This window comes from Rhizobium sp. CF080, from assembly GCF_000282095.2.
Lineage (GTDB): Bacteria > Pseudomonadota > Alphaproteobacteria > Rhizobiales > Rhizobiaceae > Neorhizobium.
In genome coordinates this window covers 674,797-692,879 of the sequence record NZ_AKKC02000004.1, presented here as the reverse complement: position 1 = coordinate 692,879, position 18,083 = coordinate 674,797, and the positions used below count along the sequence as shown (strand labels likewise).

Genomic DNA, 18,083 nt, shown 5'->3' with positions numbered 1-18,083 from the left:
CGCTTGCCCTTCCCTCTTCGATGAAGCGGAAAGAACTCGCAAACCGGATGAAATGTTCCGCCCGGCCGGGGCTCGGAAAAAGGCGTCAGCGGTCGAACAAATCCTGCCACTGCTTTTCGCCGACCAGGCAGTCGCTGGAGGGCTGGCTGCTGGCGATCTTCCGCACGGTTGCGGCCGGTGTGAGGCCGCTGATTTCCATCACCAGCTTACGACGCACTGCAACGGCGAAGTCCTCGATCTTATTGACCGGCAGTACGAAGGAGCCAGGTCCGCCAATGACGCAGTCGCCGTAATATTTGTCTAGTCCTCCGGGAGCGCCGGATGGCCTCAGCATCAGCGCTAGCCCGTTGATGATGATGCCGGCTTCGATGGCCTTGTCGCGGGCCGGCGTGACCGGGTTGCCGGAATTGTTCGGTCCGTCGCCGGAAACGTCGATCACCTGGCGCATGCCGCGGTAGGAATTGGCGACGATCATCGTCGCCCCTTGGGCGATCGCGGCGGAAATCGAGGTGCGGCGCTGGGTATTGATCGGCCGGGCTTCGAGCTTGGCGGCGAAGTTGATCGCGTCCTGCTCGTTTTCGATGATCGTCCAGTCGATGATCGAATCCGGCACCACGTCGCCGGCCCATTCGAAATAGCTGATCGCGATGCGGCCGGTCAGCCCGGTCTTCACCGCGTCGATGAATTCCTTGTGCTTGAGTGCCTCGACATAACCCTCGCGCTGGACGCGGACTTCCTCGTAATCCATGGAACGGGACGTATCGACCGCGAGGACCAGTTCCACATCGACTTCACCTCCCGAGAGTTTCGCGGCAACCGGTGTGGTCGCGGCAACGGAAAGGCTCATGAGCATCGCGAGTGTTGTAAGCATTGGCAATCCAATCACTGCGTTATCGATTTCTTAAAACTGTAACACAGAGCGGACCAAGGGCGACTCCCCTCCGCGCACCTCCCTTCAACTTTCGGTGATGGGACTTTATTCCGGGACCGCCCCACATAGTCTGCAGGAAACACAACGATGGCCGGAGCCAGTCAACTGGTATCTGCATGGAGATAGGTGGCATGACGAAGTTGAACGGCCAATGTTATTGCGGCGCGGTCGCTTACGAGGTGGAGGACGCGTTCGTATATGCCGCCAATTGCCATTGTTCGAATTGCCGCCGCACCACCGGTTCGGCCTTCAAGCCTTTCGCGGGCATCGAGCGGCAGAAGTTTGCCGTGGTTAAGGGCGAGGACGACTTGCTGATCTTCGGCGACGCCGAGAACCACGACGCCCACTGCAAGGTTTGCGGCTCGCTCCTTTATTCGCGGGTGCGCGAGACCGCCTGGGTGCATGTGGCGATGGGCACGCTGGTCGATGCCCCAATAATCCGGCCGACACACCATATCTTCGTCGGTTCGAAAGCGCCCTGGTACGAGATCACCGACGACCTGCCGCAATACCGGGGCCATAAGCAGTAGCTATTACCGGCCGGCCAGCGCCTTCAGCTTCGCGCCTTCGAGCCGGTAGAAGACCCGGTCTTGCTTCCGGTCGCCGCCGAGCCCGTCATAGAATTTCAAAAGCCGCTCGTTGGCGCGCGCCGCCGTCCAGTCGATACGGCCGAAACCCCGGTCGACTGCCAGCCCCGCCAGCCGCTTCATCAGTGCGGTGCCGATATCCTTGCCGCGCTCGGAGCCGGCCACATAAAGCTCCTTGAGGAAAAATCCTGGCTGCAGGCCCGGTCCGGGATAGATGGCGGCGAAGGCTGCAAAGGCGATGATCCGGTCGGTCGCGGCGACCAGGATTTCGGTCTCCGGCGGACGGTTGGCGAGGCCGGTCAGGATCGCCTCCCGCGGTGGGCAGAAGACGCCGTAATAGGCCTGCATCTCCTGAAAGAGTGAGGCCAGTTCCTCGCCATCCGCAGGTTGGAAAAAACGGATATCCACAAAATAAGCCCAGGTGAAAACCGGGCCACTATTGCGGCGGCACAAAGGCCTGTCAACTTGAGGCAGCGCTATTTCAGCCGACCGCGGTTGACTTCGTGGCGTCCATATCCACAGGGTGGCACAAAAGAAGGAAACGCCATGTCCCGGTCTGAAAAATTCATCGTGCTGCCGTTCAAGAAGGTCCGGGGCAACGTGACGCCTGGCGAGATGCGCGTGGCCTCGAATGCTGCCTCCGCCGAGAAAATCGCCCGTGCCATGGCCGACCGCTTTGTCGGCGTTGCGGCCTATTCGGTCCAGGTCGATATGGAAAGCGGCGACATGTCCGATCCACGCATCCTCTGGCAGTCGGGCGAGATCGCGGATATCGCCGCTTGAAGGCTTTCAGCCGTCATCCGGCCATGTCGAACTCGATCCCGGTTATTTGCGCAGGATCACCCAGAGCGCATGCACGATGCCCGGAAGCCAGCCGCAGAGGGTGAGCAGGATGTTCAGCCAGAAATGCAGGCCGAGCCCCACCTGGAGGAACACGCCGAGCGGCGGTAGGATGAAGGCGAGCAGAATGCGGATGATATCCAACGGGCGTTCTCCGGGCTGATAAGGTCCGGCTGGTAACGCGCTGCAGGGGATATGGTTTCAGAAGACGTTCACCGCAGCAGCGTCTTCGCGATGATCTCCAGCTGGATCTCGTTGCTGCCGCCGAAAATGCTCTGAGAGCGGGAATTGAAATAGACGGCGGAGGCGACCTTACGCTCTTCGTTCAATTCACTCTCCTCCGGCAGTTCATGTAGCGGCCGGTGCTCTTCCCAGCGCAGCGCATCGGGTCCGAGGATCGATGCTGCAAGCTCTGCGATCGACTGGCGGATGCGGCTGCGCTCGATCTTCATCGTCGAGGACGGCACCGCGCCCGGATTGCCGCCTGCCTGGACCTTGGACATGGCCGCAAGCTCCAGCATGTCGTTAGCGTCGACATCCGTAGCGATCTCAGCGAAGCGCGCCATGAACAGCGGATCGTCGATCATTTTTCGTCCATCCGGAAGCGGTTCGGAGGCAAGGCGGTGGATGCGCGTGAGCATGGCGCGCAGCACGCCGCCGGCAAAGGCCCCGCCCCGCTCGAATTCGAGCAGGTATTTGGCGATATCCCAGCCCTCGCCCTCTTGGCCGATGCGGTCGGAGACCGGCACTTTCACGTCGTCGAAGAAGACCTGGTTGAATTCATGCGTACCGCAGATCGAACGGATCGGCCGGATGATGACGCCCGGCGATTTCAGGTCGATCAGGATGAAGGTAATGCCTTCCTGCTTCTTGCCAGTATCGGCGGTGCGAACCAGCGCGAACATGCGGGTGGCGTGATGCGCCAGCGTCGACCAGATCTTCGAGCCGTTGACAATGTAATGGTCGCCGTCGAGGTCAGCCCTGGTCTTAAGCGAGGCGAGATCGGAGCCGGAACCGGGCTCGGAATAGCCCTGCGCCCAGATATCTTCGCCATTGAGGATGCGCGGCAGGTAAAAACCCTTCTGTGCATCGTTGCCGTAGCGCATGATGACCGGGGCGATCATCTTGATCGAGGCGCCGCGGAGATGCGGCTCGCCGGCCTGTTCGCATTCCTGGTCGAAGATGTAACGCTCGGCAAGCGTCCAGCCGGTGCCGCCATATTGTTTCGGCCAGGAGGGCGCCACCCAACCCTTGTCGTTGAGCTTCGCCTGCCATTTCAAGCCGACACTCGGGTCGGCAAGAAAGCTCGGGTTCAGCCGTTCGGCGCGCTTCAGATCTTCGGAAAGGTGGGCATCGAGAAAGGCCCGCACTTCGTCGCGAAAGAGAACCTCATCTTTGGTCATCAACAGATCCATGATCTTGCTCCTCAGACGGGTTCGCGCAGCAGGCTGCCGGAGAGCACGGCGGGATCGCGGATGATCTCGCCGTAGCGTTTCAGGTGGTCTGCAGTGGTGCCGAAAGTATTTTCCATCGCATACAGCCGGCGGAACCAGGCGCCGACCGGCATTTCCTCGGAAAAGCCCATGGCCCCATGGAGTTGGATCGCTTCCTGTGCGACGGAGCGGGAGACCTTGCCGATCTTGGCGCGGGCGCCGGAAACGCCCCGAATGCGCATCGAACGCGGTGCGTCGACGGAAAGGGTAGCGAGCAGCGCTGAGCCTCGGGCCTCCTGGCATTTCACCGCCATCTCGCCCATACGGTGCTGCAGCGCCTGGAAGGCGGCGAGCGGCTTGCCGAACTGGACGCGCTCCTTGGTATAAGCAACCGTCGCATCCATCAGCGCATCCATGATGCCGACCGCTTCCGAGGCGAGCGCCGCGTTGGCGCGGTCATGGGCCGCTTCGATCTCGGCGAGCGTATCGGCTCCAGCGCCGAACAGCGCGGAAGCGGCTACGCGGACGTTGTCGAGGACGAGATCGCTGGCGCGGCTGCCGTCGACCAGTTTCACTTCGGTCGAGGTGAGGCCGGAAGCATCCGCTGGCACGGCGAACAGTTTGACCGCGCCGTCCAGCCTGGCTGAGACGAGGAAGACATCCGCAAACTGTCCGCCGAGCACCAGCGGCTTCTCAGCCGAGATGAGATAGCCCTCACCGCTCCTGATCGCGGTTGCGGCGATATTGCCGAGGTCAAAACCGGTCTGCCGTTCGGCATGTGCGAGCGCCGGACGCGACGTGCCGGCGATAAGCCCGCCGAGGATTTCGACTCTCTGTTCTTCGGAGCCAAGCTTTTCGACAAGCCCGCCGGCAAGAATGACGGACGTGAGATAAGGCTCGACCATCAAAGCGCGGCCGACCGCTTCCATGATCAGCGATATCTCCACCGCCCCGCCGCCAAGCCCGCCATTCTCTTCGGCGAACGGCAGAGCCAGCCAACCGAGATCCGCCATGTCGGACCAGATGCCTGAGTCGAACCCGGTTTCCGAGGCGATGATCTTGCCGCGCCTCTCGAAGTCGTAACGTTCCTTCAGAAAACGCTCGGCGCTTTCCTTCAACAGAAGCTGCTCGTCCGAATAGTTCAGGTCCATGATTGGGTCTCGCGTTTAAATCGGCTGGAGAGGTTCGCCCCTCATCCGCCTGCCGGCACCTTTTCCCCGCCTGCAGGGAGAAGGACAGATGCCGTACCGTCCTGGCATCATTGAGCGCTAAGCGGGGCACGCCCCTCTCCCCCGTCAAAACGGGAAGAGGGTGGGAGGCAGACTTTCCACAAGCGTCCTCCGACCGGCAGCGACTATTCCTCGCGCTTGTAAACCCCATGCCCCGGACGATAGGTCTTCGTATCCAGGAACTGCGACAATCCCTTCTCGCGTCCCTTTTCCGGATCGACGAACGTCGTCTGGTCGGCCTTGGCGGTGAGGTATTCGGCGGATTCTTCCCAGGTCATCTCACGCACATACTTGTAGGCCATGCGGGCCTGGCGCAGCACGGTCGGGTTCTTTTCAAGGAGAACGCGGGCAATCTCGACGGTGCGTTCGCGGAGTTTGTCCGCCGGAACCGCTTCGTTCACCAGGCCGAGCTGTTCAGCCATCTTGCCGCCGAACTTTTCGCCGGTCATGACGTAGTACATCGCCTTGCGGTCGTTCATCAGCGTCGAGATCGCCTTGGAGACGACGCCGCCGGGGATGACGCCCCAGTTGATTTCCGAAAGCCCGAACACAGCGTCTTCGGAGGCGATCGCCAGATCGCAGCAGATCAGCGGTGTGAACGCACCGCCAAAGCACCAGCCGTTGACCATGGCGATCGTCGGCTTGGCATAGTGCATCAGCAGGCGCCATTGCCAGGCGCGGGTGGAGCGGTAGGCGCGCATGCGCTGGATGTCGGAGCCGCCATCGGTGGCGCGGAAGAAGTCCTTGAGGTCCATGCCGGCGGAAAAGGCTTCGCCCTCGCCGGTCAGGATGACGACGCCGGCGCGGTCGTCGATTTCAAGCGCGTCGAGCACCCGGATCATGTCTTCGGCAAGGCCGACGCTCATGGCGTTGCGCTTGTCCGGGCGGTTCAGCTTTACCCAGGCAATGCCATCTTCGAATTCAACCTTGACGTTCTCGCCGCCCAGATCGCTCGCTTCTATAGTCATCTTGTTCTCCTGAAGATCCGGGCCCTATGACAGGCTGGTCATTTTGGTGACGAGGTAGGCGTCCATGCCCTCGGTGCCGCCTTCAGAGCCGTAACCGCTCTGCTTGACGCCACCGAACGGCGTTTCGGCCATCGAGATGAAGTTGTTGTTGATGCCGACCATGCCGGCCTCGAGCGCGTCGCTCACCATCGCGGCGGTCTGACTCGACCGGGTGAAGGCATAGGAGGCAAGTCCGTAAGGCAGCCGGTTCGCCTGCTCGATCACTTCGTCGAATGAGGTGAAGCGGGCGGTGACGGCGACCGGGCCGAAGGGCTCGTCATTCATGATGATCGCGTCCTGCGGCACGTCGGCGAGAACCGTCGGCTGGAAGAAATAGCCGCGATTGCTGCCGCGCTCGCCACCGGCCTTCACCTTGGCGCCGCGCTGGACCGCATCGGCAACCATGCGTTCCATGGCGGGTACGCGCCGGCTGTTGGCGAGTGGCCCCATCTGGTTGGACGGGTCGAGGCCTTCGCCGACATTCAGAGCGGACGCTGCCTTGGCAAACCCGTCGACGAACTTGTCGTGTACGCTGTCATGCACATAGAACCGGGTCGGCGATATGCAGACCTGACCGGCATTGCGGTATTTCGCATGCACCATGACACGGACGGCATGGTCGATATCGGCATCCTCAAAGATCAGCACCGGCGCATGGCCGCCGAGCTCCATCGTGGCGCGCTTCACGCCGGCCTGCGCGGCGAGGACAGCGAGATGCTGGCCCACAGCGGTGGAGCCCGTGAAGGTGATCTTGCGGATGCCGTCCGAGGCGATCAGGTGTTCGGAGACTTCGGCCGGCTTGCCGTGCACGACGTTCAGCACGCCATTGGGCAGGCCTGCATCCTGCAGCGCCCGGGCGATTTCGAGCACGGTCGAAGGCGTCTCCTCCGAGGGCTTGATGACCATCGTGCAGCCGGTCGCGAGTGCTGCGGAAATCTTTCGCGCCGGGATAACGCCGGGGAAATTCCAGGGCGTGAAGCCGGCGACGGGACCGACCGGTTCCCTGGTGACCATCCACTTAACACCGGGGATGCGGGCAGGCACGATGCGGCCATAGGAGCGCCTGCCCTCGTCGGCGGTCCAGTCGAGAATATCGGCCGAGATATGGACTTCCGGGATCGCTTCACCGATCGGCTTGCCTTGGTCGAGCACCATCCGCCGGCCGATCTCGTTCGCACGCTCGCGCAGAATATCGGCGGCCTTGCGGATGATCTTGGCGCGGTCGAAGGCGGTCGTCGTCTTCCAGGTCTTGAATTCGCGGGCGGCGGCAGCGACTGCGCGCTCGAGATCCGCAGGCGTCGCATGCGGCAGGGCGGCGATCGGCTCGCCGGTTGCCGGATTGATGACGTCCTCGGTGACCCGGCCTTCCACGCCGAGCCACTCGCCGTCCACAAAGAGTTTCAATTCACCGTAGGATTGGGTCTGCATCACGGTTTCCTCCCTCGTGATTGCCTAAGGAAATAGTGGGCGTCGCCCCCTCACCCGGCCTCCGCTCCGCTCGGCCACCCTCTCCCCAAGGGGAGAGGAGAAGCGGCGACGATGCGGCATATTTCTTCTCCCCAAGGGGGAGAAGGTGCCGGCAGGCGGATGAGGGGGAACCCTCCCACTCGAAATTCACCGCACCACGAATAGTGCGTCGAGAGCCAGAACTCCGTCCCCTTCGCCATAGACAACGAGCGGGTTGATATCGACTTCGGTGATCTCGGGCGTCGAGCGCATCAGCGCGCCGAGTTTGACGACGACATCGGCGATCGCCTCGACATCGCGCCCCGGCTGGCCGCGGAACGGCCCCAGCAGCTTCGACGCTTTCAGCTTGTGGATTTCGGCAATCGCCCGCTCGCGGCTGATATCGGCCGGCAGCAGGCGGGCATCCGCCAGCGCCTCGATCCAGACGCCGCCAAGGCCGACAAGCACCACCGGACCCCATAATGGGTCGCGCTTGGCGCCGACCACCATTTCGAGGCCCTGGCGCGCCATGCCCTCGATCAGCACGCCGTCGAGCGTGAGGCCCGGCTTGTGCGTTGCGATGCTCGCATACATCTTTTCATGAGCCGCCCGCAGCGCCGCCTCGTCGGTGATGTTGACGATGACGCCACCGACATCGCTCTTGTGCGCAAGTTCGGCTGCCTGAGCCTTCATGACCACCGGATAACCGATATCGGATGCGATCTTCACGGCTTCGGCGGCGGATTTCGCCAGCGCCCCCTTGGGGATCTGGATGCCGAGATCGGAAAGAATCCGCTTGCCTTCGTATTCGACGACCGGGCCGGATGCCGGGACCGTGGCGAGGCGCGCACCTTCAGGAGCACGGTCGCGGGTAGCGGCAAGTGCTGCCGCATAGTTCATGACGACCGCCATGGCTCGCAATGCGCGTTCCGGCGAGCGGAAGAACGGGATGCCACTGTCGCGCACCGCCCTCATGAAGGTTGGGTCGAGGGGATAGTCGTCGCCGATGATGTTGAGGATGACGGGCTTTGTCGCAGTCGCGGCAACCGGGATGATCGCATCGGACTTCTTGATCTGCATCGGCGGCGAACCGCCGGCATGTGACAGGAAGACGATGCCGACGCTCGGGTCCTTCAGCATGGATGCTGTGGAGGTGCCGAAAATGCCGGGATTGGAAAACCCGGTCGTGCCGATGTCGAACGGGTTGTCGACATGCACATAGGGCGGTACCTGCGTGGTGAGCTCCGCATGCACCTCTTGCGACAGGGTGGCGATCGGCAGGCCGACGCGTTCGCAGAAATCGAAGCAGAGGCCACGGATGGCGCCCGAATTGGTGACGATGCCCGCTTCGCCAGGCGGCGGCGACGGATATCGGGCAAGGATTGCCGTAACGTCGAACAGTTCGTCGGTCGTCTCGACCAGCGCAACGGCCTCGTTCCGGACGGCGGCCTGCATCAGCGCGTGGTCGCCGGCGAGCGCCCCGGTATGCGACTGCGCCGCGGCCTTCCCGCGTTCGCTAGAGCCCGGATGTAGCATGACGATGGGCTTGCCGAGTTCGCGGGCGCGCCGGGCGACGGTGAGGAATTTCTGCGGGTTCTTGACCTGCTCGACATAAACCGCGATGGCGTCGTTGTCCTTGCCTTCGATCAGCCAGGCGATCAGGTCTTCGACAGCGATAACGGCCTCGTTGCCGGTGGCGATCACATAAGAAACCGCGATCTCGCGGGAATGCATGGCAAAGCGGATGTTTGCCGCGGTAGCACCGCTCTGGGCAACGATGGCGACGCGCGAACGCTCGCCGACACCGCGCAGGTCGACCGGTTCGAAGGTCAGCGGAATGCCGTCGACATAATTGGTATAGCCCATGCAGTTGGGGCCGAGCATGGCCATGCCAGCCTTGCGGCAGATCTCGGCAAGTTCGTCCTGCTGCTGGCGGCCCTCCTCGCCGGCTTCGGCGAAACCGGACGAGTAGACGATGACGCCCGCCACGTCCCGCTCGACGCAGGCGAGAACAGAATCCTTGATCGCTGCCTGGGGCACGATGAGGATCACCACGTCGACGCCATCAGGCAGGTCGCCGATGGTCTTCACGCAGGGGCGGCCGTTGATCTCGTCGCGCGAGCGGCTGACCAGATGCAGGTCGCCCGCATAGTTGAAGAGTTCCAGGTTGGCGAGTACGCCGCCGCCGATCGAGGCGGGGTCCGGCGACGCGCCCACGATCGCGATGGATCGTGGGCGGAGCAGACGGTCAAGATCGAACGGCTTGGCCGGATCAAGCGCCTTGGGAGCTGTAGTCATCGTATCAGCCATGGGAGCCACTTCTTAGTCGCGACGATAGGCACCGAGGCCCGGACGGAAGGATTTCTCGTCCAGGAACTGACTCATGCCAGTATTGCGACCGTTGTCCGGATCGCGCAGCTCGGTCTGGTCGGACTTCGCCATCAGGTATTCGCCGGCCTGTTCCCAGGTGAGGTCGCGGGTGAAGCGGCAGGCGGTCTTGGCCTGACGCAGCACGAAGGGGTTCTTGCCGATCAGCGTCATGGCAAGCTTGCGGGTCTCGGCTTTCAGCTCTTCCGGCGCGACCGCCTTGTTGACCAGCTTCATCTCGGCAGCCTGGCGTCCGGTAAAGGTCTCGCCGGTCATGATATAGTACATCGCGTCGCGGAAGCTCATCGTCTCCAGCACCGACTTGGTGACGATCCCGGCCGGGATGATGCCCCAGTTGATTTCCGAGAGGCCGAACACGGCTTCTTCGGAAGCGATCGCCAGATCGCAACCGACCAGGAACTGGAAGGCGCCGCCGAAACACCAGCCGTTGACCATCGAAATGGTCGGCTTCGGGTAATACATCATGCGACGCCACTGCCATGCGGCGTTTGCCCGGAAAAGGCGTTCGCGCTGGATCGGCGGCACCTTGTCGGGGGGGCGAAAATACTCCTTGAGGTCCATGCCGGCAGAGAAGGATTCGCCCGCACCGGTGACGACCATCACCTTGCAGCGGTCGTCTTCTTCCAGCGCATCCATGATGGCGTTCATTTCCCAGACGATGCCGGGGTTGATGGCGTTGCGCTGCTTCGGACGATTGAGTGTCACCCAGGCGATGCCCTCGTCGAATTCCACGGTAACATATTCACCCCACTTGCCAGCGATCTGGTCTGGGGCGGCGGATTCGGTCTGGTTTTCCATAGCAATTTCTCCCTGCTGGGGAATTGGATATCAGGGACCCGAATATGCGTCAAGCGGCTTTCCGTCTGAGACCCTGCGAAAAGAAAGCCGCTTCACGATGTGCTGAACCGATGCTTAACCGCGGCCGAGGAACGGCATTTCGACCGGCAGGATGATGCTTTCGTAAAGGTTCACATCGTCCGGCAGGGTCGCCATCAGCACCACGATTCGCGCCACGTCCAGTGGCATCATGGTGGCGGGGCGGACCTTGTCCGTGACGCCGGGAACCAGCGAGCTGACCGTAGAACCCGGATGCACCATGGAGACCGCGATCCCGTGTTCCCGGCCATCGACGGCAAGCGAGCGGGTGAGGCCTTCGAGGGCGAACTTGCTTGCCGTATAGGCGGCGGTATGGCCGCGCGGAACCTTGGACGACAGGCTGCCCATGTTGATGATCCGGCCGCGCTTCTGTTCCTGCATGATGGTGAAGGCGGCGCGGCTGCAATAGAACACCGAGTGCAGGTTCGCTCCGATCACCTCGTGCCAGCGCTCGTTGGTGAGCTTTTCGACCGGCGTGTGGTCGGCGATGCCGGCATTGTTGATCAAGATGTCGAGCCGGCCGTATTTTTCCTTGACGGCGGCGAACAGCTTCTCGACCTGCGCGTCATCGGTGACGTCGGTCGGCACGACGAAAGCGCGGCCGCCTTCAGCCTCGATTTCGACCGCCAGTTTTTCAAGCTTGTCGGCGCTGCGGGCGGCAAGCACGGTTATGGCGCCTTCCGCGGCAATCGCCTTGGCGATGCCCCAGCCTATCCCTGAGCTGGCGCCGGTAACGATGGCGATACGGTCCTTGATAGAAATCATTCGAAACACTCCCCCGATTGATGCGCTAAACGCGCAAAATTCCTTCATAAAGCGCTTCGAGCCCGCGGCGGTCGTTGACCCCCAGCTTGCGGTAGGCGCGTTGGCGATAAGTGACGATGCTCGAAAGTGCGAGCCCGACCTTTTCAGAAATCTCCCGATGTGTGCGCCCGAGCAGCAGGCCCGCAGAAACCTCCGCCTCGCGGCCCGAAAGCGCAAACCCTGCCTGCAACAGCCGTCCGGCAATTTCCTGCTGCGGTGGATGCAATGGTGCGGCATGCAGCCTGCCCTGCAGGCGCACATGCTTGACGACCATAGCCATCAGGAGCGGTGCGAAGGCTTCCAGCCGTTCGACCGCGGAGAGCGGGAACGGGCCGCTTTCGCGGGTGCGATAGAGGCTGGCGAAGATCCGCGGTTCCTCTGAGTGATAGATGGTCAGGCGTTCGAGCACATGGGCACGCTCGTAACAGTCGCGGCGGTATTCTGGGTCGCGGATGCCGTTCCAGGCCTGACGCACCACCTGCACCTTGGCAAGTCCGAGGCCTCCGTTCAGCATCTGGCGGGTCACCCGGTCGCGCTGCCAGTAACGGCGGGCGTAATCGAGCGAGGCGCGCTCGGCAAAGCCCGGAATGGTCGAGTGATAACCGCAGGCGAAGAGATAGGTGAGCGACCCGTCTTCCTCGGCCTGGAAGGCGGAACAGAAGTCCGTGCCCGCGATGCCGCGCAGCGTCTCCAGGAATTTTTCAGGGAAGCCGGGCTCGCCGACCTCGTCCATCAGGGCGGCCATGACGGCCACGCTATCTACATCAAGCGCAGGCATTGACGCCCCCAGGGCTGAGAATAAATCCGTCTTGAGCATGTCCACCCTTAAGGTGGACATGGGAGGACCGGCAAAGGCCTACCATCACGGCCAATGCAACAAGCCTGGATATGGAGGAACCACCATGGTTGACGCACCTAAGCTTCGCAAACTCTATCACTTTTCCTACCCCTGCCGTGATGGCGAAGAGACCCGCAAGTTCTACGAGGACCTGCTTGGCCTGCCGCTGGTCAACTGCATGACCGCAGACAAGGTGCCTTCGACGGGCGAAGAAAAGCCCTACGCACATTTCTTCTTCGAAATGGGTGACGGCTCCTATATGGCCTTCTTCGACCTCGGCGAAAACATCATGCCCCTTCCCTCGCCGAACACGCCGGACTGGGTCCAGCACTTCGCCATGGAAGTCGATTCGGTTGATGAAGTCCTGAAGTTCAAGAAGCGGCTGCAGGATGCCGGCGTGAAGACGACCGACGTCATCGACCACGAATTCATCAACTCGATCTACTTCTTCGACCCTAACGGCCTGCGCCTGGAAATCACCGCCCGCACGGAAGAACCGGGCTATCTGGAACAGGCCGCTTCGGAAGCCCATGACGCCATGAAGGCGTGGATTCAGAAGAAGGCCGGCATGATCGCCAAGAAGTCGGTCGCCGCTTGAGGTAGCCAATTGGAGGCCGGACGCATGTCGAGCCCCCGATCCCGCCATGAAGGCGGAAGATGAAATTGGAGCACGACCGATCGGGCCTGGACGGTGGTGCTTTTTATTAAAGCGCACGATCAAACCTCCCCATGGTCCGGAGCCCGCTCCCCGCGAACTCCGGCCTGTTCTCATGCCAACAGTCCCTGGCGGCGGCTCCAGTCGATCACCCGGTCGATGCAGGCTTTGAGAAGCTCCGGCTGGCCGAGGTAATAATGGGTCGCGTGCGGGATCGTCATGTATTCCTTGTTCTCGGTTGCAAGTGCTGCCCGGATCGTCGGATTGTGCGTCGCCGGAACCGCCTCGTCGGCATTGTTCTCGATCTGCAGCACCGGCGAGCGCTTGATCAGCGCCGCGTTCATCGGCCCTTTGGCGTTCGACAGATCGTAGCTCCACTGAGAAAGCCAGGAGCGCAGCGTCGTGAAGCGGGCAAGCCCGACCGGGCCGACGTTCACGGTGCGCGGATCGCCCATATAGCTTTTGCCGATCGGCCGGTCGTTGGGGTCGATCGTGCCGTCGAACCAGCGCACGTCGCACATGGTGCGGTGGACCACGAAGGCGCGTTCCTGTTCGTAGGAACCGCGGCGCTTCAGTTCGGCCAACATGTCGAGCGCCCACTGGGTGATCTTGCGATTGCGGGCGACCTGGACCGCGCGGAACCGCTCGACGAATTCCTTCGAATAGGGCGGCTGGTGCGAGCAGTCCGGCGAATAGATATCGAATTCCGGATCACGCAGATCCGGGTTCAGCTCGTCGAGAACCGACGGGTCGAGCCATTCGGTCAGCGTTTCGGCACGCGACAGGTGGGCTGCGATGAAGATCACGCCGTCGGCGGGCTTTAGCCCGGCTTCAACGAGATTGACCTCGTCGCCGGCCGGCGTGTGGGTGATGGTCGGGTTCTCGGCCTGAGCCTGGTAGAACAGCGACAGTGAACCGCCGCCCGACCAGCCGACCAGCACGACCTTTTCGTAGCCGAGTTCGCTTCTGGCATAATCGAGCCACTTGCCGAGGTCGATCGCCACCTTTTCCATGATGAGAGCGGTGTCGTTCTTCGGATAGCGGCTTGCGGCGCAGAGTACGTGCAGGCCGGCAGCGGCAAGCGCCGTCGGCATCGGCAGAAGCTGCAGCGTCGAGGTCGGGTGCATGAAGACATAGACCGTCTTCGACGGCGCGTTCGCGCCACGCAGAAGCTGGCCTTCGAGGTTCACCCTGCCGGAATTGCCGGCGAAGCCGTAGGTCTCGGTATATTTCGCGGTCTCCGGAAAGGAGACGATCAGCGGGATCCGCTGCCATTCCGCCTTGGTGGTCATGGTGTCCTACCCGTTATGCTTCACCCGCTCGGCCGGCGGAACCGGCGAACGGGCTTTCGAGATTGAGCTGTTGTCGCGACCTTAGGCGACGGCTTCCGGCGACTTGCTTCCCGCCACGACCGGCACCGAGGTGGCGTCGTAGGTGAATAACCATTCGTAGCGCTGCTTGACCTTGTCTTCCTGCCATTCGGCATTGACGTAGTCTTCGGCGAGCTTCGGATCCTTCAGCGCGGCATTGTGGAAACGGCTGAGATTACCTTCCGCACCACGGACGATCTTGCCGGTACGCTCGACGCGGGCCGCCTCGTAACCGGCGAAGGCCGCTTCGTATTTGCCATTGTTCTCGGCAAGTGCGCGGGCAAGCACGAAACCGTCCTCGATCGCCATGACCGCACCCTGGGCGAGGAATGGCAAGGTGGGATGACAGGCGTCTCCGAGCAGCGTGACGCGGCCGCGGGTCCAGTCGTCCATCGGTGGACGCAACATCAGCGCCCATTTGTAAGGCACGTCGATCGCCTTGATCAGAGTGTGGATGTCCTCATGCCAGCCCTGGTAATCGGCTAGGCACTCTTCCGTCGTACCAGCGACCGACCAGGATTCCACCTGCCAGTTGGAGCGCTCGACAACCGAGACATAGTTCATCAGCTTGCCGCCGCGCAGCAGGTACTGGATGACGTGGCCGCCGGGACCGATCCAGTTCGTGCCGACCGGGCGCAGCATGTGCTCCGGCAGGCGCTCGACCGGGATGACACCACGCCAGGCGACGATGCCGGTGAATTTCGGATCGTCGCGGCCGAACAGCGTCTCGCGAATCTTCGAATGCACGCCGTCGGCGCCGACTACGATATCAGACGTCGCGGAAGTGCCATCGGCGAAGGTGATCGTCGCACCCTTGTCGTCCTGGGTTATCCCGACGCATTTCTTGGAGAGCTTGATCGCATCGGGCTTGATGCGGCGCACGCCCGCAGCCAGTGTCTGGTGGAGGTCGTTTCGGTGGATGGTGATGTAGGGAAAGCCGTAGCGTTCGATGGAGAGCGGACCGAGGTCGAACAGTTTCCAGGTCTGCCCGGTGTTCCAGAGACGAATCTCCTTGCCCTGCGCCTGCGAGGCGACCGACATGATGTCTTCTTCAAGCCCGAGCGAAAACAGGATTCGCGTACCGTTGGCGCTGACCTGAACGCCGGCGCCGACCTCCTTCAACTCGACCGCCTGCTCGTACACGTCGACGTCAAACCCTTGGCGGAGCAGCGACAATGCCGCTGTCAGACCACCAATTCCCCCTCCCACAATTGAAATCTTCATTTTGTTATCCTTTGAAATCGTGACCGACAATCTCTCCCGGCGCGCATGCGCCTGTCAACCATTTTTGATAAAGTATAATTGACTTTGTTCAAAACCAATTTCATATCTGCCCCCCAAGGAGCCAGCGGACAGGCCTAGGGGAGAAGGCGACTGCAATTGAAAGTTTCAATCCACAGACCAAAAACAGGAAAGGATGTCACCAAATTACACCTGCGATATCTGGTTTCCTGATATAATTGCGCTAGGATCGAAGATAGGGGGGGCTGCGGTATCTGGTCGACCGGAAACAGCGGAATTCGGTTGACTGACAAGAGGGTTACTCTTGTATATAGTCAAATCTAGTTGCCTATAGACGAATTCATGGCCGCGGGTTCGAGGCGCGGTCTGAGGAGCATGCGTAATAGCGGTCTGGCCGGCGCCCAAGCGGAGCCGGACCGGTTCACACAGTCAGGTTTTCAGGGAGGAAACCATGGTCATCAAAAGTCCGCAGGATTTCGGCGCGGGCATCTTGTTCATCCTTTTCGGCGCGATCGGCCTCTATGTCGGTTCGGACCTCACCTTCGGTTCCGCCCGTAATATGGGCCCTGGCTATTTCCCGATGATCATCTGCGGTCTGATCGCCCTGATCGGCCTGATCGTCACGGCAAAGTCGCTGGCGATCGAAGGTCCGGCCATCGAACGCATCCAGTTCCGACCGATCATCTTCATCCTGCTGGCGATTGCCGCCTTCGGCATGCTGATCGCGGAGATCGGCGCGGTCATCTCCTCGATCCTGTTGATCCTGTTCGCCGCCTATGCGCGGCGTGACGTCAACCTCGTCGAGACCGTCGTCTTTGCAGTCACCACCGCGGCGTTCGTCGTCATCATCTTCGTCTATGCGCTTGGGCAGCCTATGCCCGTCTGGTGGGGCAGGTAATCCATGGAAGTCTTTGAACACCTCGCAACCGGCTTCATGGCGGCGGGTTCGCTGGAAAATCTGATGTTCTGTCTGATCGGCACCGTTCTCGGTACGCTGATCGGCGTTCTCCCTGGCATCGGACCTATCCCGGCGCTCGCCATCCTCTTGCCGATCACCTTTGGCCTTGATCCTCTGTCATCACTGATCATGCTCGCCGGCATCTATTACGGCGCCCAATACGGCGGCTCGACCACCTCGATCCTGGTCAACATGCCGGGCGAAGCCTCCTCGGTGGTCACCTGTATCGAAGGCCATCAAATGGCCCGCAAGGGCCGCGCGGGCGCCGCACTCGCGATCGCCGCTCTCGGCTCGTTTTTCGCTGGTACGATCGGTACGGTCTTCATCGCAGCCTTCGGCCCGCCGCTCGCTTCGATCGCCCAGCAGTTCAACTCGCCGGACTATTTCGCGCTCATGCTGCTCGGCCTCGTCATGGCGATCGTGCTGGCACACGGCTCCGTCCTCAAGGCGGTCGCCATGGTCCTGATCGGACTGCTGCTCGGCCTCGTCGGCACCGATATCAACACCGGTCTCACCCGTTATACGTTCAGCCTCTCCGGCCTCTGGGAAGGGATCGACTTCCTGCCGCTGGTCCTCGGTCTCTTCGGTATCGTGGAAATCATCCGCAACCTGGAAAACCCGCCGCCGCCGCGCGAAACGATCAGCACCCGCATGCGCGACCTGTGGCCCAACAAGCAGGAATTCAGGGACTCCATTCCGGCGGCTCTGCGCGGCACCGGCCTTGGTTCCATCCTCGGCATCCTGCCGGGTGGTGGCGCGGTTCTCGCCTCTTTCGCCAGTTATACGCTGGAGAAGAAGATCTCCAAGAACCCGCGCAAGTTCGGCCACGGCGCCGTGGAAGGCGTTGCAGGTCCAGAATCGGCCAACAACGCCGCCGCCCAGACCTCGTTCATCCCGCTGCTGACGCTCGGCATTCCGTCGAACCCGATCATGGCGATCATGATGGGCGCGATGATCATCCAGGGCATCCAGCCGGGCGCCGCCGTCATGACCACCCGCCCCGACCTCTTCTGGGGCATGGTCGCCTCGATGTGGATCGGCAACCTGATGCTCGTGGTCATCAACCTGCCGATGATCGGCATCTGGGTGAAGCTGCTGTCGGTTCCCTACCGGCTGCTCTACCCGGCGATCCTGCTGTTCTGTGCGATCGGCGTGTACTCGACCAGCACCGAGCCGTTCATGATGGTACTGATGATCGTCTTCACGGTCTTCGGTTACCTCCTCTTCAAGCTCGGCTGCGAGCCCGCACCCATGGTGCTCGGCTTCATTCTCGGCCCGCTGATGGAGGAAAACCTGCGCCGCTCGCTGGTCATCTCGCGCGGCGACCCGACGATCTTCATCAATCGTCCGATCTCGGCCACGCTTCTGGTGGCGACGGTCCTGATGCTCTGCCTGATCATCTTCCCGCAGTTCCGCAAGACCCGCGAGGAGGCGTTCCAGGAGGAATAGACGACAATTCCGCAACAGTTTTGGAGGAGG

18 protein-coding genes are annotated in these 18,083 nt (G+C 61.9%); 5 read left to right on the top strand and 13 right to left on the bottom strand.

Going from position 1 to position 18,083, the window contains the following annotated elements; translation table 11 throughout:
• Positions 1 to 85: 85 nt before the first annotated feature.
• Entirely contained in the window at positions 86 to 871 is a 786-nt protein-coding gene (locus PMI07_RS10295; protein WP_007771461.1) for a DUF1194 domain-containing protein, read from the bottom strand.
• 191 nt (positions 872 to 1,062) lie between these two features.
• On the opposite strand from PMI07_RS10295, the gene PMI07_RS10290 reads away from it, so the two are divergent.
• A complete protein-coding gene (locus PMI07_RS10290) occupies positions 1,063 to 1,461 on the top strand; it encodes a GFA family protein (RefSeq protein WP_007771459.1) in 399 nt (132 codons plus the stop codon).
• 3 nt (positions 1,462 to 1,464) lie between these two features.
• Here the strand turns inward: PMI07_RS10290 and PMI07_RS10285 are convergent, their stop codons facing one another.
• Positions 1,465 to 1,866, bottom strand: coding sequence for a GNAT family N-acetyltransferase (locus tag PMI07_RS10285; RefSeq protein ID WP_007771451.1), 402 nt, complete (start codon positions 1,864 to 1,866; stop codon positions 1,465 to 1,467).
• 198 nt (positions 1,867 to 2,064) lie between these two features.
• Between PMI07_RS10285 and PMI07_RS10280 the strand changes: the two genes are divergently transcribed.
• Positions 2,065 to 2,301 (top strand): hypothetical protein, encoded by a 237-nt coding sequence (locus PMI07_RS10280; RefSeq protein ID WP_007771449.1) that lies wholly within the window; start codon positions 2,065 to 2,067, stop codon positions 2,299 to 2,301.
• 42 nt (positions 2,302 to 2,343) lie between these two features.
• On the opposite strand, the gene PMI07_RS33985 is transcribed toward PMI07_RS10280, so the two are convergent.
• The 9 genes from PMI07_RS33985 to PMI07_RS33520 form a co-directional block, all read right to left on the bottom strand.
• On the bottom strand, positions 2,344 to 2,502 hold the full coding sequence (locus PMI07_RS33985) for a YqaE/Pmp3 family membrane protein (protein WP_007771448.1): 159 nt from the start codon (positions 2,500 to 2,502) through the stop codon (positions 2,344 to 2,346).
• 68 nt (positions 2,503 to 2,570) lie between these two features.
• On the bottom strand, positions 2,571 to 3,773 hold the full coding sequence (locus tag PMI07_RS10270; protein ID WP_007771445.1) for an acyl-CoA dehydrogenase family protein: 1,203 nt from the start codon (positions 3,771 to 3,773) through the stop codon (positions 2,571 to 2,573).
• Positions 3,774 to 3,784: 11 nt separating this feature from the next.
• On the bottom strand, positions 3,785 to 4,942 hold the full coding sequence (locus PMI07_RS10265) for an acyl-CoA dehydrogenase (protein ID WP_007771442.1): 1,158 nt from the start codon (positions 4,940 to 4,942) through the stop codon (positions 3,785 to 3,787).
• 203 nt (positions 4,943 to 5,145) lie between these two features.
• Positions 5,146 to 5,988 carry a p-hydroxycinnamoyl CoA hydratase/lyase gene (locus PMI07_RS10260; protein WP_007757819.1) on the bottom strand — a complete coding sequence of 281 codons (843 nt, stop codon included), beginning with the start codon at positions 5,986 to 5,988 and terminating at the stop codon, positions 5,146 to 5,148.
• Positions 5,989 to 6,012: 24 nt separating this feature from the next.
• Positions 6,013 to 7,455 (bottom strand): NAD-dependent succinate-semialdehyde dehydrogenase, encoded by a 1,443-nt coding sequence (locus PMI07_RS10255; protein ID WP_007757817.1) that lies wholly within the window; start codon positions 7,453 to 7,455, stop codon positions 6,013 to 6,015.
• Positions 7,456 to 7,641: 186 nt separating this feature from the next.
• Positions 7,642 to 9,783, bottom strand: coding sequence for an acetate--CoA ligase family protein (locus PMI07_RS10250; protein WP_024163712.1), 2,142 nt, complete (start codon positions 9,781 to 9,783; stop codon positions 7,642 to 7,644).
• 12 nt (positions 9,784 to 9,795) lie between these two features.
• Positions 9,796 to 10,659, bottom strand: a complete 864-nt coding sequence (locus PMI07_RS10245) for a p-hydroxycinnamoyl CoA hydratase/lyase (protein ID WP_024163711.1) — start codon at positions 10,657 to 10,659, stop codon at positions 9,796 to 9,798.
• A 114-nt stretch (positions 10,660 to 10,773) separates the two neighbouring features.
• Entirely contained in the window at positions 10,774 to 11,502 is a 729-nt protein-coding gene (locus PMI07_RS10240; RefSeq protein ID WP_007772793.1) for an SDR family oxidoreductase, read from the bottom strand.
• Positions 11,503 to 11,527: 25 nt separating this feature from the next.
• Positions 11,528 to 12,319 carry a LuxR C-terminal-related transcriptional regulator gene (locus PMI07_RS33520; RefSeq protein ID WP_197032483.1) on the bottom strand — a complete coding sequence of 264 codons (792 nt, stop codon included), beginning with the start codon at positions 12,317 to 12,319 and terminating at the stop codon, positions 11,528 to 11,530.
• Positions 12,320 to 12,443: 124 nt separating this feature from the next.
• Between PMI07_RS33520 and PMI07_RS10230 the strand changes: the two genes are divergently transcribed.
• Positions 12,444 to 12,977: a VOC family protein gene (locus PMI07_RS10230; protein WP_007772798.1), complete on the top strand. Its 534-nt coding sequence runs from the start codon at positions 12,444 to 12,446 to the stop codon at positions 12,975 to 12,977.
• A 170-nt stretch (positions 12,978 to 13,147) separates the two neighbouring features.
• Here the strand turns inward: PMI07_RS10230 and PMI07_RS10225 are convergent, their stop codons facing one another.
• Positions 13,148 to 14,326, bottom strand: a complete 1,179-nt coding sequence (locus tag PMI07_RS10225; protein WP_007772800.1) for a hypothetical protein — start codon at positions 14,324 to 14,326, stop codon at positions 13,148 to 13,150.
• Between the two features lie 81 nt (positions 14,327 to 14,407).
• Positions 14,408 to 15,628 (bottom strand): FAD-dependent monooxygenase, encoded by a 1,221-nt coding sequence (locus tag PMI07_RS10220; protein ID WP_007772802.1) that lies wholly within the window; start codon positions 15,626 to 15,628, stop codon positions 14,408 to 14,410.
• Between the two features lie 469 nt (positions 15,629 to 16,097).
• Between PMI07_RS10220 and PMI07_RS10215 the strand changes: the two genes are divergently transcribed.
• Both PMI07_RS10215 and PMI07_RS10210 read left to right on the top strand, forming a co-directional pair.
• On the top strand, positions 16,098 to 16,544 hold the full coding sequence (locus PMI07_RS10215) for a tripartite tricarboxylate transporter TctB family protein (protein WP_007772804.1): 447 nt from the start codon (positions 16,098 to 16,100) through the stop codon (positions 16,542 to 16,544).
• A 3-nt stretch (positions 16,545 to 16,547) separates the two neighbouring features.
• Positions 16,548 to 18,053 (top strand): tripartite tricarboxylate transporter permease, encoded by a 1,506-nt coding sequence (locus tag PMI07_RS10210; RefSeq protein WP_007772806.1) that lies wholly within the window; start codon positions 16,548 to 16,550, stop codon positions 18,051 to 18,053.
• Positions 18,054 to 18,083 lie beyond the last annotated feature (30 nt).